This window comes from Paractinoplanes rishiriensis (genome assembly GCF_016862375.1).
GTDB classification, from domain to species: Bacteria; Actinomycetota; Actinomycetes; order Mycobacteriales; family Micromonosporaceae; genus Actinoplanes; species Actinoplanes rishiriensis.
Window position 1 is genome coordinate 18128 of record NZ_BOMV01000115.1, and the last position, 22078, is coordinate 40205.

At 67.9% G+C, this 22078-nt stretch carries 16 protein-coding genes and 2 pseudogenes; 3 read left to right on the forward strand and 15 right to left on the reverse strand.

Annotation, left to right across the window (positions count from 1 at the left end; genetic code table 11):
• Nucleotides 1–15 precede the first annotated feature (15 nt).
• Both Ari01nite_RS46850 and Ari01nite_RS46855 read right to left on the reverse strand, forming a co-directional pair.
• Nucleotides 16–1755: a thiamine pyrophosphate-binding protein gene (locus tag Ari01nite_RS46850; protein ID WP_203790931.1), complete on the reverse strand. Its 1740-nt coding sequence runs from the start codon at nucleotides 1753–1755 to the stop codon at nucleotides 16–18.
• Nucleotides 1755–3227 carry an aldehyde dehydrogenase family protein gene (locus Ari01nite_RS46855; protein ID WP_203790933.1) on the reverse strand — a complete coding sequence of 491 codons (1473 nt, stop codon included), beginning with the start codon at nucleotides 3225–3227 and terminating at the stop codon, nucleotides 1755–1757. Before Ari01nite_RS46855 ends, Ari01nite_RS46850 begins: the two co-directional genes overlap by 1 nt.
• A gap of 167 nt (nucleotides 3228–3394) precedes the next feature.
• Here Ari01nite_RS46855 and Ari01nite_RS46860 point away from each other — a divergent pair, with 167 nt between their 5' ends.
• Together Ari01nite_RS46860 and Ari01nite_RS46865 are read left to right on the forward strand one after the other, a co-directional pair.
• On the forward strand, nucleotides 3395–4573 hold the full coding sequence (locus Ari01nite_RS46860; RefSeq protein ID WP_203790934.1) for a CaiB/BaiF CoA transferase family protein: 1179 nt from the start codon (nucleotides 3395–3397) through the stop codon (nucleotides 4571–4573).
• Nucleotides 4570–5382 carry a citryl-CoA lyase gene (locus tag Ari01nite_RS46865; RefSeq protein ID WP_239163626.1) on the forward strand — a complete coding sequence of 271 codons (813 nt, stop codon included), beginning with the start codon at nucleotides 4570–4572 and terminating at the stop codon, nucleotides 5380–5382. The genes Ari01nite_RS46860 and Ari01nite_RS46865 overlap by 4 nt, the downstream gene beginning before the upstream one ends.
• 1493 nt (nucleotides 5383–6875) lie before the next feature.
• Here the strand turns inward: Ari01nite_RS46865 and Ari01nite_RS46870 are convergent.
• From Ari01nite_RS46870 to Ari01nite_RS46895, 7 genes and pseudogenes are all read right to left on the reverse strand, one after another.
• On the reverse strand, nucleotides 6876–7163 hold the full coding sequence (locus Ari01nite_RS46870) for a hypothetical protein (protein ID WP_203790936.1): 288 nt from the start codon (nucleotides 7161–7163) through the stop codon (nucleotides 6876–6878).
• A 208-nt stretch (nucleotides 7164–7371) separates the two neighbouring features.
• Nucleotides 7372–8666 (reverse strand): annotated as a pseudogene (locus tag Ari01nite_RS46875) (IS256 family transposase).
• A 162-nt stretch (nucleotides 8667–8828) separates the two neighbouring features.
• Entirely contained in the window at nucleotides 8829–10034 is a 1206-nt protein-coding gene (locus Ari01nite_RS46880; protein ID WP_275410947.1) for a PP2C family protein-serine/threonine phosphatase, read from the reverse strand.
• An 85-nt stretch (nucleotides 10035–10119) separates the two neighbouring features.
• Entirely contained in the window at nucleotides 10120–10425 is a 306-nt protein-coding gene (locus Ari01nite_RS46885; protein WP_239163628.1) for an ATP-binding protein, read from the reverse strand.
• Between the two features lie 282 nt (nucleotides 10426–10707).
• Complete coding sequence (locus tag Ari01nite_RS46890) at nucleotides 10708–11931, reverse strand: GAF domain-containing sensor histidine kinase (RefSeq protein ID WP_239163629.1); 1224 nt, start codon at nucleotides 11929–11931, stop codon at nucleotides 10708–10710.
• A 33-nt stretch (nucleotides 11932–11964) separates the two neighbouring features.
• Nucleotides 11965–12576 (reverse strand): annotated as a pseudogene (locus tag Ari01nite_RS51575) (PAS domain S-box protein); the annotation flags it as partial.
• A gap of 128 nt (nucleotides 12577–12704) precedes the next feature.
• On the reverse strand, nucleotides 12705–14297 hold the full coding sequence (locus tag Ari01nite_RS46895) for a methyl-accepting chemotaxis protein (RefSeq protein ID WP_203790938.1): 1593 nt from the start codon (nucleotides 14295–14297) through the stop codon (nucleotides 12705–12707).
• Between the two features lie 342 nt (nucleotides 14298–14639).
• Here Ari01nite_RS46895 and Ari01nite_RS46900 point away from each other — a divergent pair, with 342 nt between their 5' ends.
• Nucleotides 14640–16289 (forward strand): S8 family serine peptidase, encoded by a 1650-nt coding sequence (locus tag Ari01nite_RS46900; RefSeq protein ID WP_203790939.1) that lies wholly within the window; start codon nucleotides 14640–14642, stop codon nucleotides 16287–16289.
• 457 nt (nucleotides 16290–16746) lie between these two features.
• Here Ari01nite_RS46900 and Ari01nite_RS46905 read toward each other — a convergent pair whose 3' ends face one another.
• The 6 genes from Ari01nite_RS46905 to Ari01nite_RS46930 all read right to left on the reverse strand — a co-directional run bounded on the left by Ari01nite_RS46905 (nucleotide 16747) and on the right by Ari01nite_RS46930 (nucleotide 21875).
• Nucleotides 16747–17031 (reverse strand): hypothetical protein, encoded by a 285-nt coding sequence (locus Ari01nite_RS46905; protein WP_203790940.1) that lies wholly within the window; start codon nucleotides 17029–17031, stop codon nucleotides 16747–16749.
• A gap of 270 nt (nucleotides 17032–17301) precedes the next feature.
• Nucleotides 17302–17796, reverse strand: a complete 495-nt coding sequence (locus tag Ari01nite_RS46910; RefSeq protein ID WP_203790958.1) for a methyl-accepting chemotaxis protein — start codon at nucleotides 17794–17796, stop codon at nucleotides 17302–17304.
• Complete coding sequence (locus tag Ari01nite_RS46915) at nucleotides 17775–18821, reverse strand: HAMP domain-containing methyl-accepting chemotaxis protein (RefSeq protein WP_239163631.1); 1047 nt, start codon at nucleotides 18819–18821, stop codon at nucleotides 17775–17777. The genes Ari01nite_RS46910 and Ari01nite_RS46915 overlap by 22 nt, the downstream gene beginning before the upstream one ends.
• A gap of 353 nt (nucleotides 18822–19174) precedes the next feature.
• Complete coding sequence (locus Ari01nite_RS46920) at nucleotides 19175–19321, reverse strand: hypothetical protein (protein WP_203790944.1); 147 nt, start codon at nucleotides 19319–19321, stop codon at nucleotides 19175–19177.
• A 1414-nt stretch (nucleotides 19322–20735) separates the two neighbouring features.
• Nucleotides 20736–21029, reverse strand: coding sequence for a hypothetical protein (locus tag Ari01nite_RS46925; protein WP_203790946.1), 294 nt, complete (start codon nucleotides 21027–21029; stop codon nucleotides 20736–20738).
• A 462-nt stretch (nucleotides 21030–21491) separates the two neighbouring features.
• Complete coding sequence (locus Ari01nite_RS46930) at nucleotides 21492–21875, reverse strand: hypothetical protein (RefSeq protein ID WP_203790947.1); 384 nt, start codon at nucleotides 21873–21875, stop codon at nucleotides 21492–21494.
• Nucleotides 21876–22078: the final 203 nt, after the last annotated feature.

Sequence of the window (22078 nt, forward strand, 5' to 3'; positions counted from 1 at the left end):
CTGACCTTCCGGGAATCAGCCGAAGATGCCCTGGTAGATGTCCTTGATGTTCCAATGCCCGGGAGTAGGCACCGGTTCGTTGATCATCGGCACGTCGATAACCGTCGGCCGCCGGGCGGCAAGGGCCGCGCGCAGCGCGTCCCCGAGGTCGTCAGCGCTTTTCACGGCATAGCCGTCAGCGCCGCAGGCGCGGCCGAGATCGGCGAAGTCCGGGCTGTACGGCGTGCCATCCGGGCCGGTGAAGTCGCAGCCGAAGCTCTGCCCGAAGTTGGCGGCCTGCAAGTCGCTGATGGTGCCGTGGGATCGGTTGTTCATGACCACGAAGATCACCGGTGCGCCCTGCTCCACGGCCATCGGCAGCGCCGGGAGTTGTGCGCTCATGCCCCCGTCGCCGATCAGGGCGACCACGGTCCGCTCGGGTTGGGCGATCTGCACACCGACCGCCGCCGCCGGGCCGAAACCCATGGTCGAGGCGCCGCCCGGTGTGATGAAACGCCCCTGCTCGGGCAGTTCGTAGCACTGGGCGACCCCGTTCTTGTTCCAGCCCACATCGGTCACCAGCACCGCGTCGGCGGGCAGGTTCACCCGCAGGTCGGTGAGGATGCGTTCCGGGCGTAACGGAAACTTGTCGCTGGTGCCGCGTTCGCGGCTGTCGGTGAACAGGGTCCGCCTTGTCATGGTGATGGTCTCGCGTAGCCCTTCGCGGCGGCGGGGCTGCGGCGAGCGGGCGCGGACGGCGGTGTCGATCGCCTGCACCGCATGCGCGACGTCGGCGACGGCGCCGATCTCGACCGGGTAGTTGCGGCCGATCTCGGCCGGGTCGATGTCGATCTGGATGAGCCGGCCGGGCGGGAACTGCCAGGTGTAGCGGGTGTCCCAGGAGCTGGCGTCGGTCTCGGCGAAACGGGTAGCCAGGGCCAGGACGATGTCGGCCTCCCGGGTGTACTGGTTGGTCACCTCCAGGCCCCAGAAGCCGGGCATGCCGAGCAGCAGCGGATGGCTGTCGGGCAGTGTCCCCTTGGCCATCAGCGAGTGCACGACCGGGATGTCCAGGTGTTCGATCAGCGACCGCAGCGCGTCGAGCCCGGGCCTGCGACGCAGACCGCCTCCGACGTAGATAAGGGGTTTGTCCGCGGCGAGGAGCATGTCGGCGACGCGATCGGCGACCTCTGCGGCCAGCGCCGGGCGATGCGGGGCTGCCAAGGGGTAGGTGCTGCCGGTGTCGACCGGTGCTGGCCGGGAGAAGTGGTCCATCGGCACGCTGAGCAGCACCGCGCCTGGCCGCCCGGAGGCCGCGGTCCAGAAGGCGCGCTCGGTGAAGCGAGGCAGGTCGGCCGCCCGGTGGACCTGCCAGGCCCGTTTCACGAAGGGCCGGTAGATCGCGGTCTGGTCGGCGTCGGCGTGCAGGTTCACCTCTTGGTGCGGGTGCCTGCCGTGGTAGTAAGACGGGATGTCACCGGCGATCGCCACCAGCGGAACCGAGTCGAGGGCGGCGGTGAGCACGCCGGTGACCCCGTTGGTCAGACCGGGACCGACATGCATGAGCACCACGCCGGTGCGGCCGCTGGCCCGGGCGTAGCCGTCGGCCGCGTGCGCTGCGGCCTGCTCGTGCCGGGCGATGACGAACGTGATGCTGCTTCGCCCGATCGCGTCCAGCAGCGCGATGTTGGTGTGCCCGCAGGTGCCGAAGATGTACTCGACCCCGTACTGCTCCAGCTGGTTAACCATCGCCTCGGCGGCGGTGACCGAGCCCATCAGATCTCCTCCTGGTCTCCGTGAAGGGACATGCCGCGCAGCAGGAGCGTCTTGACGACCGTGTAGTCGTCGATCATCCAGCGCGGTGCCTCCCGGCCGAAGCCGGAGTCTTTGACGCCGCCGAACGGCACGTGGTCCAGGCGGAAGTTCGAGGAACCGTTGACGATCAGTCCGCCGACCTCAAGCTCGCGCCAGGCGGTCAGGATCCGGCGTACGTCGTGGGTGAACAGGCCGGCCTGCAACCCGTAGCGGCTTTCGTTGCAGGTGCCCAGCACCTCGTCGAAGTCGTCGAACGACTGCACCGCGACGGCGGCGCCGAACACCTCCTCACGAATCAGACGAGCATCAGCCGGTGCGGACGCGACGACAGTGGGGATCACCGTCGCGCCGTCGCGACGGCCGCCGGTGGTGATGCTCGCACCGCCGGCGGCGGCGTCCTGCGCCCACGCGACGACTCGTTCAGCCGCGTCGTCGTCGACCATCGAGCCGACATCCGTGGCCGGATCGAGCGGATCCCCGACCGTGAGCTTCTCGACCGCGAAGGTGAACGCCTCGAGGAACTCCGCATAACGGCTGCGGTGGACGTAGACACGCTGCACCGAGATGCAGCTCTGCCCGGAGTTGCTGTAGCCGGTGGCGGCGCAGATCCGGGCGGCTGCGGCGATGTCCGCGTCCTCGCAGATGATCGTCGCGGCGTTGCCACCGAGTTCCATGACCAGACGTTTGGCGCCCGCCGAGCGGGCCACCGCCGCACCCGTCTCCGGGCTTCCGGTGAAGCTGATGACCCCGACCTCGGGCGCGGAACTCAGCGCCGCACCGACCGGGCCGCCGCCATGCAGCACCTGCACCGCCTCGGGCGGCATCCCGCTGTCGAGCAGCAGGCGCACCACCGCCACGGAAGAGGCCGGGGCCTGGGGCGGTGGTTTCACCATCGTCGTGTTGCCGGCCGCAAAAGAGGCGCCCAGCTTGTGGGCGAGCAGATTCGCCGGCGCGTTGAACGGGGTGATGGCGAGGGTGACACCGACCGGGGCCCTGTGGGTCAGCGCAGTGTTGCCCACACCGCGGGCCCAACCCGCCACCGGCAGGACCTCGCCGCCGATGCGTCGAGCCTCGGCGGCGCAAACCGCGAAGGTGTCAGCCACCCGGTCGATCTCGCCACGGCCGTCCTTGACCGGCTTGCCGAGTTCCAGGGCGAGCAACCGGGCCAGCTCATCGCGCCGGGCGAGGGCCGTGTCCGCGGCGCGTTCGAGTACGCCGGCGCGCGCCGCGGGCGACATCCGGGCAACCGCCTTGGCACCTCGACGCGCATAACGCCGGGCCGCCTCGACATCAGCATCGCCAGCCTGCCGAGCAGTGCTGACGACGGCCCGGGTCCAGGGACTGACCCGGTCCGCGTGCTGCCCGTCAACCAGCCACTCCCCGGCGACCAAACAACCGACAGCCATCGGCACGTCCTGCGGGTCGTCAGTCATCAGCACTCCTCGGTGAACCACTTGGCAGACCATATGGACCGCTCTGTGGACTAGGTGTAACGTACGGGCCGCGAGGTCGCCTCGCAATGCCTTGGCTCCGCGGAAGATTTGGGAGCAGTTCCGCCACGCCGGGCTGCCCGCCCGATGACGACCGAGGGGCACGTCTCATGGATGACGATCGACCACTGCACGGCGTCCAGGTCCTGGACCTGACCAACGTCCTGGCCGGCCCGTACTGCAGCTACCAACTGATGCTTCTCGGTGCGGAAGTCGTCAAGATCGAACGACCCGGCGACGGCGACCTCGCCCGCAAGCTCGGTCCGGAGCCGGACCTGAATCACGCCGGGATCGGCGCCTCCTTCCTCGCGCAGAACGCGGGCAAGAAGTCCGTCGAACTCGACCTCAAGAACCCCGCCGACCGCACGACCTTCGAGGGCCTGCTGCGCGGAGCGGACGTGCTGCTGGAAAACTTCCGAGCCGGCGTGCTCAGCCGGATCGGCTACGACTGGGCTGCCCTGCAGCGGATCAACCCGCGCCTGGTGTACTGCGCGATCTCCGGGTTCGGCCAGACCGGGCCGATGCGCCAGGCGCCGGCATACGACCAGATTATCCAGGGCTTGTCCGGCATGATGAGCGTCACGGGGACCCCGCAGACCGCGCCGCTGCGAGTCGGGTTCCCGGTCTCCGACACCATCGGTGGGCTGGTCGCCGCCATGACAATCGCCGCGGCACTCGCCGGCCGGACACGGACCGGCAAAGGCGTCTGCCTGGACGTCTCGATGCTGGAGACGTCGCTGTCCGCGATGGGATGGGCGGCGTCGAATTACCTCGTCAGCGGCGTCCCTCCGGAACCGATGGGCGACCAGAATGCCACCGCCGCGCCGTCCGGTACCTTTCAAGCGGCGGACGGAGCTCTCAACATCGCCGCGAACCGGCAGGAGCAGTTCGACACCCTCTGCCGGATCATCGAGCGTACCGACCTGCTCACCGACACAAGGTTCGCCGAACGTGAGGCCCGCAAACAGCATCGGGCGGCGCTCAACGACGAGATCAACACCGCGTTGCGCGGCCGGCCAGCCATCGAGTGGGAAGAACGCCTGTCGACAGCCGGAGTCCCGGCAGCCCGCATCCTCACTGTTCCGCAGGCGATGGAGCTCGACCAACTGAAGGTGCGCGGCTTCCTCACCGAGCTGGAGTTCCCCGGCGATCCGAACCGCACGCTGCGAGTCACCGGCAACGGGGTCTTGGTCAACGGCGAACCCCTGCGGCCGACGGCACCGCCACCGCTGCTTGGCGAACACAACGGCGAATACAAATGCCCCACCGGCGAGGTGACCGCACCGTGACCGACGAACGGCCCGAACCGACCGTCCAGGACGTGTCCGACTGGTGGGCGACGAGCGTCTCACGAATCGAGCCCAACCGCATCGAACTGCGCGGGCAACCGGTGCAGGACCTGATCGGCTCGATCAGCTTCCCCGGAATCATCTGGCTCATGGTGCGCGGCGAGATCGCTACCGCCGGCCAGGAGCGCCTGCTCGAGGCGGCACTCGTCGCCTCGGTGGATCACGGACCGCACGCGCCGTCCATCGCGGTGGCGCGCATGGCAGCGACCTGCGGCATCGGCCTGAACAACGCGGTAGCGACCGGGGTGAACCTGCTCGGTGACGTGCACGGCGGCGCCGGCGAACAATGCATGGCCCTGCTGGCCGACGTCCGGCAGCTGCATCAGGACGGCACCGACCTCGCCACCGCCGCCGCGGCGACCGTCCAAACCTGGCAGGCCCAGTCCAAATATCTGCCCGGCTTCGGACACCGCTTCCACACCGTCGACCCGCGCCGAGATCCCCTGCTCGGCCAAGTGGAACACGCTGTTACCGACGGTGTCGTGGACGGAACCTACCTGCGGGCCGCACACGCGATCGAACGAGTCCTCGCCGAAGGCAGCAGCCGGCCCGTGCCGATCAACATCGACGGCTGCACCGCCGTCGTGTACGCCGAGCTGGGCTTCCCGCCACCACTGGCACGGGGCCTGTTCGTGCTGAGCCGCAGCGTCGGCATCCTTGCCCACGCCTGGGAGGAAACCGGTCAGGGCCGCCGCAACAAGGGCCCGATGCCACCGTCCATCCTGCCGACCTTTCATGACGGCAGCTGAGAACAGCGACGCGAACAAGCATGCGTTGGCGATCGTCAGTTGCGCAGCGCTCGCCGGTCCGGTTGTCGTGTACTGCGCAGCATGATGATCAGCGATGAGCACGACGCCCTGCCTTCCTCGGTGGCCTGGCCGGCTGCGGAGCAACGGAAGGTGACTACGGCCGGAACTGCCTGAGAGCTCCTGCCGCCTCAATGTATGTACTGGTTAGTTAGTTATACTCGCCGGACGCTGGACGCGGAAGGGGCCGCCACCCGCGCCGGATGTGAGTCCTCGATCTGAGGGAAGACCATGGCCACGCAGACGCCGGACTCGCCAGCGTCGGCACCCGTGGTACGCGACGCTGAACGCACTCGCATCGAGAAGATCCACCTCGCCCGGCACCTCACCCGTTCCGAGACCTTGCCGGCCTGGCCGATCCGGCGTTGGACACGTTGATCTGGATCCTCGACCGCGGACGCGCGAATCTTCCAGCGCGACATGCTCGACCCCGCCCGCCACCAGGCCATGATCGGCGACCCTCCATCGCCGGCGCTGAAGGCGGATCGGGTTCGGCTCGCCCGCAAACTGCGCATGTACCTACGCCCGCACGTTTTCGTGATCAGCGAAGTGGGATACCGCGGATGCGGCCGGTCGAAAGTCGACCGGCCGCCGCGCGGATTTGTCAGACGCGACCGAAGTTCTGTGTCCAGTAGTGGTGCCGTCGGTCTTGATCACCAGGCCGACGCCGGCCGGGTCCGGCCGGTGCGCTGGTGGTCGGCGCGGTGGTACGGGGTGGATCCGGGCCGGGGTGGCCCGCGATGTTGTCCAGAGCCTGCTCGGGCAGGTGTCGGTGTCGTCGATGGAGCCGAATCTGCACGCCAGCGACGCGGACAAACGGGCCGCTGTACGGGCTTCAGCAACGCGACGAGCGGGGCGGCGAGGTCGAGGGCGAACTCCAATGGCGTCGCCGTCATCCGGGAGATCAGTTGGGGCGGTGACAGTGGCTTTTGAACGGTTCCGTGGTATCGACCCGGCCGACAAACGTACCTGAGGCCTGGTCGCGGTCGGGGTGCCGTCGTCGGTCAGTCTCACCGGCCGGCGCCGTCACGGTGGTGCGGCGACGTTCAGTGAACTTCCGGCTGCGGCTTCTACCGGCCGGACCCGTCCTATCTTCCGGCAGTGGAGGACCCACGTGCGAGAACTACGGGCCGACCGGGAGACCGCACTGGCCATGGACGCCGCGGACTTCGTCGTGCGCAACCTCGACGAGCAGGTCACCGCGTTCGGCGACGTCGCCGAACGCATGCACCAAAGACTGCACGCGCTGGACCCGGTCGAAAGGTCGGAGGTCGAAAAGGCCAGCCGGGTTCTACGGCGCATGCGGGCCGCCTCCGCCCAGCGAGTTCTGCCGCTCACCTTCCTGCCGCTCCGGCAACAATCCCAACATCCCCGCCACCAGGTAAACGACGTCGGCGCCTGGGCGCGACCCGCTGGACTGCAAGCCGAACTGGCAATCATGCGGGGACGCCAACGCGCGGACCCGAAAAGAGAACGACGACCTGCGCGACCGGCTGCGGCGCCAGCTCGGCAGCCAGCTCGACCAGCTCCACACCCCCGACTTGATCGCGCGGATCAACGAACTCACCCTCGAGACCGACGCCGCCAATGCCACCATCGACCAGCTTCGACACGACAACGGCGCCCTCACGACCAAGCTCGAGCAGGCTCAAGACGACCTGCTGGCCGCCCGAGCCGGCCTGCGCCGCATGATCCGCGAACGCAACACCAACGCGGACGCTCACGCAGAGCAAAGAGTCAGCTCCGTTCAACGCCCGGCCACCGCCGGGATCGGGCAGCGCGTTCGCTGGTCACCCGATCGGTGTTACTTGCCATAGAACAAGCAACGTTCGACCACTACCCCAGCAGCAGTGATGTGGTCACAATGACCCCATGACGGACGCCGATCATCAACCGCGGGTCCGTAACGCGAACGGTGTTTCTGGCATTCGGTTAGTAGGTCTCGGCGGTCGGCCAGCGGTCACCGAACGTGATGGCGAAGGCGTTGATCACAGGCTTCCAGCGCATTGTCCATCGTGTACGGCCCGTGCCGGTCGGGTCGAGACTGCGGGTCACAAGGTACAGGCACTTCATTGCGGCCTGCTCGGTCGGGAAGTGGCCGCGGGCTCGGACCGCGCGGCGGTAGCGGGCGTTCAACGATTCGATGGCGTTGGTCGAGCAGATCATCGTGCGGATCTCGACGTCGTAGTCGAGAAAGGAATGAATTCGTTCCACGCGTTACGCCACAGCCGGATCATCGCCCGATATTGAGTTCCCCAATTCTCTTCCAGATCGTCGAGGGCAGCGAGTGCGGCGTCGGCGTTCGGCGCCGTGTAAATCGGCTTGATATCTTTCTTAATGGCGTCGCTGTCCCTGCGTGAGGTCAGCCGGAAGGTGTTCCTGATGAGATGAATGATGCAGGTTTGAACAATGGTCTGCGGCCACACTGCTTCCACGACGCCGGGTAGCCCTTTCAGTCCGTCGCAGACCAGGAAGAACACATCGGACACGCCGCGGTTTTTCAGATCGACCAGGACGCTCATCCAGAATTTCGCGCCTTCACCGCCGGTGCCGGCCCACAGGCCCAGGACGTCCTTGCGGCCGTCTACGGTGACCCCGATAGCCGCGTAGACAGGCCGGTTCGCGACCTGGCCGTCGCGCACCTTGACGACGATGGCGTCGATGAACACGGCGACGTAGACGACGTCGAGGGGCCGCGACGACCATTCCGTCATCTCGGCCACCACTTTGTCGGTGATCCGGGAGACCGTCTCCTTGGAAATCGACGCGCCGTAGATTTCTGCGAAATGCGCTGAGATCTCGCCGGTTGTCAGCCCTTTCGCGTACAACGACAGCACCATTTCGTCGACCTCACCGAGGCGGCGCTGCCGTCTCCTCACGATCTTCGGCTCGAATGTGCCCTCACGATCGCGGGGAACATCAATAGAGACTTCACCGGCCGCGTCCGAGACCACCGTCTTCGATCTTCTGCCGTTACGCACATTCGTCGAAACGCGACCGTTGTCGGCCTGGTTCTTCTCGTGACCGAGGTGTTCGGTCATCTCCTCGTTCAGCGCTGTTTCGAGGACATTCTTGGTGAACAATTTCAGCAGCCCGTCAGGGCCGGTCAGCGCCAACCCTCGCTGCCGGGCCTCGGCCACCATCGCTGCCGCTGCGGCCTGCTCAGGCGACAGCTGTCGGCCCTTGGCGCCGACGTTCTTCCGTGGACGCACGATCTCTGCGGTCATTACTCACAGTGCCCATCCCGCCGGACCGAAATCCGGCGAATCGGGCCAGAAACACCGTTCGGGGCACAGTCCCAGCGGTACAGGTCGATTTCGGCGAGGAGAACGGGGATGTCGGCGACGGCGGTCCAGACGGTGCAGAAGGGGGCCGGTTGGGCGGCGCGGTCAGTGTCGGATCGCGAGGATGGCGATGTCGTCGGTCGGCCGGTCTTGGGCGATCTCGGACATGACGGTGGCGCACACGGTCTCTGGGTCGTCGGGGCGAACGGTGTTGAGTAGCGTCTTGATGCCGACGTCGATGATTCGGTGGCGGCGTTCGACCAGTCCGTCGGTGTAGCACAGCATCAGTGCGCCGACCGGTAGGTTGATCGAGGTGGTGTGCCGGTTGTGCGCCCACCGGCTGACGCCCAGGGGGGCGTCGACGGGCATGTCCACGAGTGCGGGTTGCTGGCCGGGGACGGCGAGTACGGGACGTAGGTGGCCGGCTGTCGACAGTTGTACCGTGGACCGGTCTGGGGAGATCATGGCGTACAGGGCGGTGGTGAGCGCACCGGCCTCGAAATGTTGCACCTTGCGATCGAGCGACATCAGAGCTTGAGCGGGATTGTCGCTGAGCAGGGCGTAGGCGCGCAGCGCGCTGCGGATGCGGCCCATCACCACAGCCGATGCCAGACCGTGACCGGAGACGTCGCCGATGACCAGGCCGAGCCAGCCGGAGGGCAGGCTGAACATGTCGTACCAGTCGCCGCCGACACCGAACTCGTGCCCGGGCACGTACCTGACCGCGACCTGCAGGCCCGCCACGGTGGGTGACTGTGGTGGTACCAGGCTCCGTTGCAGGGCGAGGGCCGCAGTGTGTTCGCGTTGCTGCAATCGCGACTGTCCGGCCACGCCGGCCCGGTCAGCTGCCACCTGCAGGAGCATGACGTCGTCGGCAGTGAACGTTCGGGGGGTGACGGTGCCGACGTGCAGTACGCCGACGAGGTTGCCGGTGGCGAGGATCGGCACGCCGAGCAGCGAGCGGATACCCGTCCTGAGCAGCAAGGGGTTGACGACGTTGGCGGACGTCACCTCGTCGAGGACCAAGGGCTGACCCGTCTGGGCGATCCGCCCGGCGAAACCGGCGCCTACCGCAATCCGGAAACCCTGACGAACCTCTTCCTCCAGACCCTTGGAAGCGGTCGCCACCAACTGGCCCGCGTGCAGGTCGAGCAGCAGGACCACTGCGGTGTCGACCCGTAACACGCTTCGTACTCGCTCCAGCAGCGTGTCCAACAGGTCGGAGACGTCGAGGCGAGACAGGGATGCGTCGGTCAGCGTCTTGAACTGACGCAGTAGCTCGATCTCGCCCGGCGTACCTGCTGATTCCACGACGGCAGCCTAATGCGTCGGCCTGGAGGTCGCCGATCTCGAACGCGACGTGGCACGAGAACTACCTGCTCGAACACGTTGCGCCTCATGGCTGGTCATCAGTGATCGTCAATGAGGCCCATACGTGTTTGCCGGGCGTGGTGGTGTACCAGCCGACTTGCTCGGCGAGGCGTTGCACCACCGGTAAGCCCGTACCGCCGGTGTCCGGCGTGCGGTGGGGCTCCACGGCAGGGGCGGCTTGCGCGTCGCTGTCGATCACGTCCACGACGATGTGACCGTCCGCTCGGAAGACGACCAGCACGGTCGGCGGACGGCCGTGCCGCAGGGCGTTACTGGCCAGTTCGGTGGCGACTAGGACCAGTCGCTCGGCGAAATCCTCGGCATCGGCCATGGTCGGTATGGCCCCTTGCGTGACGAGCCGGCGTAACGTACCGCGGAGAGCTTGCAGCTCGGGTGGCCGGTCGAGGGCCCACCGGGCGATCTCCTCGTCGGCGTGGGGAGGACGCTACCTATTCCATCTGGTCATCACTGGATATTGCCCACCATGGGTGAGGTCATACCGCGTACGGAACCTCCCTGCTGCTCAGGCAGCCAGGTTCCCGCCCCGCGGTCGCGATGAGCCCGCCGCAGCGAGCCCTTCCTTCACATCAGCGGTGCCGGTTCGGTGGCCCGCTCAGGCAGGAGGTTTGACCGGGAGGGTGATGACGAAGGTGGTGCCCGGGCCGTCGTGGTCGGCAACGGAGATGCTGCCGTGGTGGCGTTCGATGATGGCGCGCGTGACGACCAAGCCGAGTCCGGTGCCCGGGATGCGATGCTGCAGGGCGGTGGACGCCCGGTAGAAGCGGCGGAACAGTCGTGGCCGGTCGGCGGCGGGGATACCGATGCCGGTATCCGCAACGGTCCAGCGGATTCTGTCGTCGCCGTCGAGATGCGCGGTCACGGTGACGGTGCCACCGGCCGGGGTGTACTTGATGGCGTTGCTGAGCAGGTTGTCCGCCACTTGGCGTAACCGGTCGGCGTCGGCGTACAGACACATGGTGGAGTCGAGGTCCGCGGTGAGCTTCAGGTGTTTGCTCGCCGCGGCGGTGCCGGCTGCGTGCACGGCCTGGCCGATGACCTCGGCCAAGTCGATGGCGGAAGGATCGATGCCCAGGTGTCCGGTCTCGAGGCGGGCGAGGTCGAGCAGGTCACCGGTCATCACGGTGAGGCGTTCCGCGCTGCGGGTGATGATGTGCAGGTACTGCCGTTGTTGCTCGTTCGACAGATCGTCGAGTTCGTCGTCGAACAGCGCCGCGGTGCTCGTGATGATGGACAGCGGATTGCGTAGCTCGTGGGTGACCATGGCGAGGAACTCGTCCTTCGTGCGAGCCAACTCGATAGCCAGTTCTTCGGCCCGACGCCGTTCCAGGTACTGCCCGGTGTGCGCCGCGACGCCGGCGAGCAGCGCGGTCAGGCTGTCCTCGGGATCTTCGACGTGCTCGCCGTACACCGCCAGGGCACCCAGAGTGACACTGCCGGAGTTGATCGGCACGCCGACGGCGACCCGGAGCCCGTAGCGGGTGGCCAGGCGGCTGCGCAGCGAGGTGGCGTCCGCGGCGAGGTCCGGGATCCAGCGAGGTCGTCCGGAGGCCTGCACCGCGCCGGGGAGCCCGACGCCATACTCCAGCTCCGGCTGGCAGAAGTCCCGGACATCCCGGGTGGTCGACCGCGCCGCGCAGACCAGTACCTGCCGGGCGTCATCGACCAGCCACATCTCCACGATCGGCCAGCCCATGCCGGCGGCCAGCGACTGCACCACCCGCTCAGCGGCCTGCTTGCTACTGCTCGCGTCGGCCAAACCCCGGGAGACCGCCGCCTCGATCGCGGCGAAGCGCTGCGCCCGTACCGTGACCGTCACGTCATGAGCGAAGACGTGGAAGCGGCGTCCGTCCGGCCCGTCGGTCGAGGTCAACGTCGCCTCGATCGGGAATTCGTGACCGTCACGGTGGGCGACGACAAGCTGCAGGCGTTGGCGTTCGACCTGACCGGCGTCCCCGGACACGCGGGTGATACGAGCGCGGTGCGCCGCCCGAAGCCGCGCCGGCACTATCAACTCCATGACCGGTTGCCCGCACGCCTGGTCCTGGGTGTAGCCGAATGTCTCAAAAGCCGCGCGATTCCATCCCACCACCCGGCCCTCGGCGTCGACGCCGATGTACGCCTCAAGAGCTGCGGACAGGACTTCCTCCAGCGCACCGACCGACTGACCGTCACAACTGACCCGGTCCTCTTGCTGGCTCATGGTGGCCTGCCATGGGGTTGAGGTGCGCGCTGGGCGCCGGCGCGGTTCTGACAGCAACCGTAATCCGCGGAGGTAGCCGCATCGGCCAATCTGCGAGATCGCTCCCGTGGTGAACGGCCCCAGGGAGCGGCACTTCACCTGGGCCGTTGGGCGCGGTCGGGCCGTTGGGCAGCCACCCTGTTGCCAGCACGCCGGGGGCCATACTTGTGCGCCACCTTGCGACTCGACTGAGATCCGAGGGCCGGCCAGCTGGCAGCACATTGCCCTTGGGGCTTTGGCGGACCAGATGGAAGCGGCGGTCCGCACCTTCACCCGCACCACAGGACTGGATCTGGCCGATATACGCACCACCCGGGCGCACGCCGGGGCCAGGTGACGTGGGCGTACGGCTATAGCCGGAAGCTGGCGACCAGTTCTCGTAGTTCTCTGGAGATGTCGGACAGCTCGTGTGCGGCCTGTTCGGACTGGCTGACCAGCTCGCTGCTGGTGCGGGCCAGGGCAGCCACGTCGTCGATGTTGGCGGCGATCTGACCCGAGCCGTCGGCGGCCTCGGCGACGCTGCGGTTCATCTCACTGGTGGTGGCCGTCTGCTCCTCGACCGCCGAGGCGATCGTGGTCTGGTAGTTGTTGATCTGGGCGATGATCCGGGAGACCTCCTGGATCGCGGAGACCGCGCCGGCCGTGTCGGCCTGGATCGCCTGCACCCGGCGGGAGATGTCCTCGGTGGCCCGGGCCGTCTCCTGGGCCAGGTCCTTGACCTCGCCGGCGACCACCGCGAAGCCCTTGCCGGCTTCGCCGGCCCGGGCAGACTCGATGGTGGCGTTCAGCGCCAGCAGGTTGGTCTGCTCGGCGATGCTGGTGATGACTTTGATGACGTCGCCGATCTCCTGGCTCGAGGTGCCGAGCCGGGACACGGTCTCGGTGGTGGTGCGGGTGACCGTGACGGCTTGGCCGGCCACGTTGGCCGCTTGACTGGCGTTCTGCGCGATCTCGCGGATCGACACGCCCATCTCCTCGGCGCCGGCGGCGACCGTCTGGACGCTGCGGGACACCTCACCGGCGGCCGCGGCCACCGTCTCGGCCTGCGCCGAGGACCGCTGCGCGCCGCCGGCCAGCTCGGTCGAGAGGGCGCCGATCCGGTCGCTGGCCGCGCCGAGCGTCGCCGAGCTGGCGGCCAGCCGCTGCAGGACGGCGCCGACGGAGTCGAGCGCGGAGTTCATCGAGGCGCTCATCCGGCCCACCTCGTCCTGCGTCTGCACGTCGAGCCGGCGAGTGAGGTCGCCGCCGGCGACCGCCGACATGACCTCGCCGGCCTCGGCCAGCGGCCGGGTGATGCTGCGAGTGGTGCGCCACGCGACGAAGACGGCGATGGCGATGGCCACCAGCAGCAGGCCGGTCATCAGCGCAATGAAGGTACCGGCGATCGACCGGGCCGCGGCGGTCTCCTTCTGGTTCATCGCCTCCTCCAGGTCGATGAACACGTTGATCACCCGGAGCCACTCGATGAACGCGGGCTTGGCCTGCTCGATGAGCACCCGCAGAGCCTGGTCATTGTCACCAGCGCGGCGTAGCTCGATCACCTCGTCGATCAGCGGCAGCGTCTCTTCCTGCACCCTGTTGATCTCTGCGAACGCGGCCTTCTCGGCGTCGCTGGTGTTGGCCGGATCGGCGAAGATCGCCTTCATCTTCTCTTCCGAGACCGTGTACTTCCCGGCGAGTTCTTCGATCAGATCGACCTCTTCGTTGACCTGCTCCAGGTTCTCCGCGAACAGCACGTCGCGCAACGCGATAGCCCGGTCGTGCACACTGCCCCGGAAGTTGATCGCGAAGCGCTGCTTGACCGCGTTCTGGTCATTGATGGTCGTCAGCCCGCTGTCGATGGTGCGCACCTGCACGATGCCGACCGCGACAAGTGCCACCATGGTGAGCACCACCACCAGGAACCCGGCACCCAGCCGCCTGCCGATGCTCCAGTTCTTCACCTGCGCGACACCCCGATCATCTCGGTACCTACGGTGCCTACGGCACCACGCCCTGCATCATTGCTCACCTCATCGACGGCTGGCTGCCAGATCCGAGATTCGCTCATTAACGGACGCCGACCTCGGCGTAGTACCCGAGCAACTGGAGTTAGCGCCGGATCATCCGTCTACAAGACCACCCCGTCCGAAGGACGTCGCGCCGAAGACGGCGAGATCAGAAGTCCTCAGGTATTGCGCCCTGCGGACGATGGGCGCCGCACGTCGCGGTGATCATGCGACCAGTCGGGTGGAGGGAGCAGCGTGGGCGGCAGATGGGCAGCGACTGTTACCGGTCTCTGTACGGTGCTGGGTCTGGCCGCGGTCGGCACCCCGGCGGTGGCGAGCGGGCCGGCGGTCGACGTGATCGTCCGTACCGCGTCGCCGGACGCGCTGGCCCGGGCCGAGGCGTTCGTGCGCCGGTCCGGTGGCACCGTCGAGCGGGAACTATCGGTGATCTCCGGATTCGCCGCGCGGGTACCCTCCGGCGCGGTGCCGGAGCTGGAGCGTACGCCGGGGGTGGCCGAGGTCACCGCGGACGGCACGGTCCGGATGAAGGGCAAGAAGTGGATCGACGACGGCGGTGTGAACGCGTCGGTCGGCAGCGTCAAGAAGGCGGCGGGCGGTAAGAAGGCCAACACCGCGGCGCTGACCGGCGCGGGCATCGGTGTGGCCCTGATCGACTCGGGGGTGGCTCCGGTGCCGGGTCTGATGCAGGCCGGCAAGGTGGTCAACGGGCCCGATCTCTCATTCGAGTCGCAGACGCCGGGCCTGGTCAACGTCGACAGCTACGGGCACGGCACGCACATGGCCGGCATCATCGCCGGCAACGACCCGGCCTCCGGTTTCGAGGGTCTGGCACCCGGTGCGAAGCTGATCAGTCTCAAGGTGGCGGCGGCCGATGGTGCCGCCGACGTCTCGCAGGTGATCGCGGCGATCGACTGGGTGGTCACCCACCGCAACGATCCGGGCCTCAACATCCGGGTGCTGAACCTCTCGTTCGGCGCCGACTCGACCCAGAGCGCCGTTCTCGACCCGCTCTCGTACGCGGTCGAGGCGGCCTGGCGCAAGGGCATCGTGGTGGTCGTGGCGGTCGGCAACGACGGACCCACCTCCACTCGGGTCACCATGCCGGCCGCGAACCCGTACGTGATCGCGGTCGGTGCCGCCGACGCCAACGGCACCGAGATCCGGACCGACGACACGGTGGCCTCGTTCTCGACCCGTGGCAGCGTCGCCCGGCACGCCGACCTGGTGGCCACCGGCCGGTCCATCGTCTCGCTGCGGGTGCCCGGCTCGTACATCGACACCGAGTACCCGGCCGCCCGGGTGAGCGAGACGACGTTCCGTGGCAGCGGCACCTCACAGGCCACCGCCGTGGTCTCCGGTTCCGTCGCGCTGCTCCTGCAACAGCGGCCCGGACTCACCCCGGACCAGGTCAAGAAGCTGCTGGTGGCCTCGGCCGACCCGCTGGCCGGTGCCGACCCGATCGCGGCCGGTGCGGGACAGCTCGACATCGCCGAGGCGGCCACGCTCACCGCGCCGCTGAACGCCCGGCAGACCTTCCTGCCGGCCACCGGTCTGGGCACGCTCGAGGGCTCCCGCGGCAGCTCGTACGTCGTGGACTCGGTCACCGGCAGGGCGCTGACCGGGGAGCGTGACATCTTCGGCGCGCCGTGGCGGCCGCTGGTCTGGACGGCGCTGGCCCGGGACGGCCGGGCCTGGACCGGGGGTACCTGGAACGGGAACGTCTGGAGCGGTTCGGCCTACAACGGCACGTCGTGGGCATCGGTGACCTGGAACACCGCCACCTGGACGTCGCTGAACTGGGCCGGCCGGCGCTGGACCGGCACAGACTGGACGGGCCGCGCCTGGACCGGGCGGGCCTGGACCGGACGGGCCTGGACCGCCGGGACCTGGCTGGGCCGGGCCTGGACTGGCCGGGCCTGGACCTGAGGCAAATACAGCGGGCCATGTGCGTGGTTCGAACCTGAGGCAAAGGGTGAGACGCCGTCCGGCCTGGTTGCCGGACGGCGTCACTACTCCGTCGGTTCAGCGGAGATCACCGCCGACGGTGAGCTTTCGCGGGTGTCCCGAACTGACCCGACCCACAAGCCGCCACCCCAGCACCACCCGCTGCTCCTCTCACCGGCAACAGCGGCGGACGACCGATCCGCACCCACCGGAACGGGATTCCCCTTCGGGTTTCGGCACACCAGGCGGCCCGCGTCGTGAAGATCAAAATACCCATTTCATCACGACGATGTTTCCCGGGCGGCACGACTCTTCCGTCATCAGGCGTAACCGGGGCAAGGCAAACGTGCACGCCCGGTTCTGAGGGGGCGGCGGCGCAGCAATGCGCCGTCGCTACCCGGCAGAACGATGTGCTGTGGCCGGCCGATGACGCTGTGGTTCACGGTGACTTTCTGCGGGGGGTGAGTGCCCGTGTTGGGTTCGTCGCACGCCGCCGGTCGAGTGATGGCTGCTTTTGCTGCAGCAGGGGCAAGGCGTGGTTGGCCTGCAGCTGTCGAAGCGCGGTTTCCAGCTGATCGATGGCGGCTTGGAGCCACGTCTGCTCGGCCAGAGGGCGGCGGTAGCGATTCATCGCCCGCTGAAGTTGCCGAAGCGCGAGGAGCTGTTGGCAGCCGAGTTCGTGGATCAGCGTCGCGGGAATGCGAGGTTCTGGCAGGTCGTCCACGCCTTTACGCTACGAGTACTGATACGCCGGCGAAGTCAGTTTGCGAGGGGAGGCACTCGCGGGGCCGACAGTGGTGTCCTAGCGTTCGGCAGGGTCTGCCCAAAATGATGGCCTTTTGCCAGGGGTGCTGCCGGTGTCTGTCACTGGTGTGACGCAACCCGGACCTAACCCACCGACCCTCGGTGGCGGCCCCCTGTCCTGCCCAGCCCCCAGGTGGGCGAAATGAGCGTAAGGCACCGTTCAACGACGCTTCGGAAGCAGCGCCGGGAATTAGTGGCGGAAGCCGGCGACGATGGTGGTGATTTCGTCGGCGAGCCGGGTCAGGTCGGTGGCGGCTTGCTGGGTGGCCTCGGCGCCCTGAGCGGTGGTGGCGGCGACGTCGGCAACGCCGGCGACGGTCTGCGCCACGGCACCGCTGTTGCCGGCTGCCTCGGTGACCGACCTGCTCATTTCCGCGGTGGTGGCGGTCTGTTGTTCGACGGCGGACGCGATCGTGGTGGTGTAGTCCCCGATCCGTGCGATCACTTCGGTGATCTCGCCGATCGCCGATGCGGCGAAGGAGCTGGAGTTCTGGATCGCTCCGATCCTGGCGGTGATCTCCTCGGTGGCCTTGCCGGTCTGCTGCGCGAGGTCCTTGACTTCGCCGGCGACCACGGCGAAGCCTTTACCCAGCTCGCCGGCCCGCGCTGCTTCAATGGTGGCGTTGAGAGCGAGCAGATTGGTCTGTTCCGCGATGGTGGTGATCAGGCGGACAACCTCCCCGATCTCCGCGCTCGCGGTGCAAGCTGTGCGACCTGGGCAGTGGTGCGTTCTGCGACCGCCATGCCCTGCTGGGCGACCTGTGCGGCCTGTCCCGCGTTCGACGCGATCTCGGTGATCGAGGCGCTCATCTGCTCCGCCCCTGCGGCGATCGACTGGACGCCGGTGTTGACCTCCTCGGTGGCGTGGGTCGCCGTGGTGGCTTTCGACGTGACGTCACCGGCGCCCGACTGCAGTTGCATGCTGACGGCGGACAGTTCCTCGGCGGCGGCGGCCAGACCGGATGCGGTCTGCGCCAGGCGCCCGCCGATAATCTCGCGCAGCCGAAGCGTCGTCGCGTTGAGCGCGTCGCCCAGCTGACCCAATTCGTCGCGGGTGCGCACGTCCGCGACGGTGGTTAGGTCGCCGTGCTCCACCCGGCGCAAAGCCGCCACGACGTGCCCGAGCGGGATGCTGATGGACCGCGCCGCGTACAACCCGACGGTGAGCGCCCCACCCAGCCCCAGCACGAGGACGACGATCAGCAGGGTACGGGCACTGCGGTAGGTCGCCTCCGCCTGCGCGGCACCCGCGCTGGCCTGTGCCATCTCGAGCTTGCTGAGCCCGCTCAGCGCCTCACTGACGGCGTCGAAGGCCGGGTCGAACTGCTCCCTCTCGGCCGCGGCGACCTCTGCCGTCCGCAGGGCGCGGCTCGCCGGCAGGATCTGCTCGTCGGTGACCTCGTACATGGTTGCCAGCGCCGTTTCGAACTGTTCGCGGACGGCCTTCTCCTCGTCGGTGCCCGGAGCCGACGAGTACTGCCTCCACAACTCGGTCAGACCGTTCCGGAAATCGGCGATCTCCTGCTCCCGTTCACGCATACTCGCGGGATCGGTGCTGATGACATGCCGCAGAATGGTCGCCCGGACCTCGTTGACGTCGCCGTCGATCTGTGCCAGTGCCGAGATCGGTAGCAAGTTGTTCTCATAGATGCCACCACCGGTCTCGTCCACCGCGCCGAGCTTGACAATCCCGACCAGGCCGGCCACCACCGCCGCGACCGCGGCGACGCTCACCGCACACAGCACCTTGACCCGCACTGGTAGATCACCCCACGGGCGGCGACGCCCCTGCCCCTGTGACATGATCCTCGACCTCCTCGCCGACACGTTCAGTTGACCCGACTGCTGCCTCGCTGCCGCACATCCCTATCCGCCTGTTATCAGGCAATAGCATCCAAAGCCTCAACGAGCACAGAACCCGCAAACACCTCCGGCGATTCGCGTCCCTTCCGTCCGCCATGCAACCGGTGACCCACAGACACCAGCAGTCCGGCTATCACCCGGCCGGGCATAGGTTTCACCAGAGAGGCGCCAGCGCCCACCCGCAACGGCAGATCGAAGCCTCAGCCGCCGGCTTCGGTGTCCCCGGCAGCCAGTTGCAGTTCGTGCTCTTCCCGAAGCTTCATGTAGGGAGCCCGCAGTTCTACGCGACGGTGGCGCAGCGACTCCGGTAGTGTGACCTGCTCGTCGTCGAAGGCGTCAGCGGACACTCGATACCTACGTGGGCCATCACGCTCCTCCGCGTCATGCTGGCCAGGAAGTGTGCCGGACTTGTGGTCGACACCATCGAGTACCGGTTGTTCGGGTCGAGGTGATCAACCCCGATGTCACTGTGGCGCAGTTCGCTCGGGGCAGGCGAGCCATCCCGCTGGGATACCGGCCGTTGGGGTGGTGTTTCATTCCGGTCGTGGCCGTCGTCCGGTGCTCCGGGGGCCTTACGGGCGTCCTCATCCGCCGCAGACAAAGCGCGGGTCAGCCGACGCTGACCGGCTTTGTCGCCGACGGTGGCAGCGGACGGAGCCGTTGCGCCCGTACATATTACGCAGGGTCACTGAGATGCAAAGGGTTCTTACGATCGCGCGCGTGCGGCGCGTACCGAACCGCCGAGACGGCAACAAACGGCCCGGGAACAGGGAAAACGCGGTTCTCATCCTGCCATGTATGGTCCACCGCGGTTCGATCCCCGCCCGGTAGCGACGACGTCGTGGACCTGGCGACCGAGGCCGATGTTCGCATCAGCGCCGACCACGAGATTGACGCCACTATGACGCAGCGTTTGCTCGACCAGGTCTCGCCCACCCTGCCGGTCACCGGGGCCCAGATCACGGCGTCGCACTGGCCGCCACCGACGTCTTCTCGTCCTGCAGCGCCTACGGTGTCGTTCTCCAGCCCCGGTTCCGTCGACGGACCAGCTGATAAACCGGCCCGACCCCGCAGTTCCAGGCCTGCACGTTACGGTCGGCGATCCGGCTCTCGACGAACCGGCCGGTGAACCAGCGCTTCGGCAGTTCGCACCGCTGGGATGACGACACGGCAGCGGCGACTCACGTCCAATACCGGGCACCTGCCGATTGACGCGTCCAGACCAGTCAGGATGCTTCTCGTCCGCACCGGACTCCCGGCCTCGTACTCTTGATCGCACCGGCGGGCGTTGTACCCGCAACCGCCCGCCGGTCCTCCACGCCAGAGCAGCCGCAGCGAGATGTGCAACCTCCGGAACGAGCATTATCGGCGGCAAATCAGGTCGCCAGTCGGCGGGCCTGGGCGAGTCATTGAAGATCGAAAGCGCGAACCGGAGGTCACGGCGTCGGCTTGACCAGTACTTCCGGTCTAAGCGCAAGATCATCACACCGCGTAACGGCGATCGCTCATGCTGGCCGCTCCGGCGCCGGCGAAGTCGCGCGTTGGCCCGGGCAACCTGCTCCGGTGGCAGCAACGTGGCGAGCCGGTCCGGATCACTCCACTCGTCGGCGTCGTGCGGCGCGAACCACGGACTGCCGGTGGCGGCGAGCACCACCGCGTCGCAGAGTACCGGCCCTGGTTGCGGTCCAGGTCGAACCGGACCAGTCGGGGATCGTCCAGATGGGCCAGCAGCGGCCACGGCGGCCGGGTCACCGTCGTTGACTACCACCACGGTGAGGTCGCGGTGCGTCCGCGCCAGCAACGAGCCGCCGCACGGTAGGCCGCGACCTGCGCCCCGAGCATGGCCGTCGCCTCGGCCACCGGCACCGGCTGCCAGCGGGCGCCCTTCGGGACGGTACGGCCGCTGTTGTGGCGGTGCAGCGTTGCCACCATAATGGCCGGGTAGTCGAGGGTCATGATCCGGCACGATCGGCTGCGCCACAGCAGCCGGGTGTCCTCGCCGCAGGCTACCGCGTCGAACGGGTGGCGCTCGCGGAACTGGCGGGTGAAACACATCGACGAGCCAGGCCACCCAGGCGAGAGCGCCGCCGGGGTTGCAGTAGCGCCAGGCGGCTTGCGCCACCGGGTCGTAGAAGAGCAGCGAGCGTACGCCGCAGACGCCCGCCGCTTCGCTGCGCAGGGCATGGACCTGGATGACCAGTTCCCGGTCCGGGTAGTCCTGGCGCAGGAAACCCTCGATCGCCAGGGGCACGAAGCCCCGGCGCTGATACGTCGGCATGAGACAGGACACCAGAGGCAGCGACATCACGAACTCCTTTGAACTTCTCCGCCAACCTGGCCGCGATCCAGGACGCGACCGCGGACGCGGTGTCGCCCGCCCGAATCTGCCGTTCGGCTAGGTCGGCCAGATCGTCGAACACTGCGCCACCTGACTCAAGGCCCACCACGACGTCTGCGCTCACTGCGGCCGGGCGCGCAGGGCGGCTGGGGCCGCCCTGCGGCACGGCCGCGCGTCGGTCACACGGCCGTCGGCGCGGTCCAGCGGCCCTTGAACCGGACCGTGTCACATCCGTCCACGGTGACGCGGATGTCGTACCTCTCGGTTCCGACGACGTAGACCCGCGAGGCCGTCGCACCGGGATCCATGAAGTCAGAGTAGGGGCCACCTTCCCAGGGGCGCCGGATGAAGCTGACCACGGTGGCGTTCACGTCACCGGTGTTCGTGAGGTCGATTCTGATCTGCCCTTCGTCGGCCTCGTTCACCAGGACCGCCGTCACCGGACAGCAGTTCTGCGTCGCGCTCGACATCGTCGGTGCGGCGGCTACCGGGCTGGATAGTCCCAGCGAGAAAGCGAACGCCGTCAGCACAAGGGCGGCTGCCCATCGCCGTGTTCCTTGCACGAGTCCTCCTCGGTCGTTTCGGGATGACCGGGGTCCGGGGCCACGTGTGTGTCACCGGTTACCCAGATTCCACCGCAACATAGGAGCAGCGCATGCCAACCTGCGCCGGTGTGGGCGCATCAGGCTAGTCCCAGCAGATGCAGACGGCTTGCCGGCCGGAACGCGTCGACTACGATCGCGGCGCCGCGATCGGCGAGGAGACC

Coding starts and splice junctions, on each gene's coding strand:
- Ari01nite_RS46850 (WP_203790931.1), bottom strand. CDS start 1,755: ATGGGCTCGGTCACCGCCGCCGAGGCGATGGTTAACCAGCTGGAGCAG.
- Ari01nite_RS46855 (WP_203790933.1), bottom strand. CDS start 3,227: ATGACTGACGACCCGCAGGACGTGCCGATGGCTGTCGGTTGTTTGGTC.
- Ari01nite_RS46860 (WP_203790934.1), top strand. CDS start 3,395: ATGGATGACGATCGACCACTGCACGGCGTCCAGGTCCTGGACCTGACC.
- Ari01nite_RS46885 (WP_239163628.1), bottom strand. CDS start 10,425: ATGGCCGATGCCGAGGATTTCGCCGAGCGACTGGTCCTAGTCGCCACC.
- Ari01nite_RS46925 (WP_203790946.1), bottom strand. CDS start 21,029: ATGTGTTTCACCCGCCAGTTCCGCGAGCGCCACCCGTTCGACGCGGTA.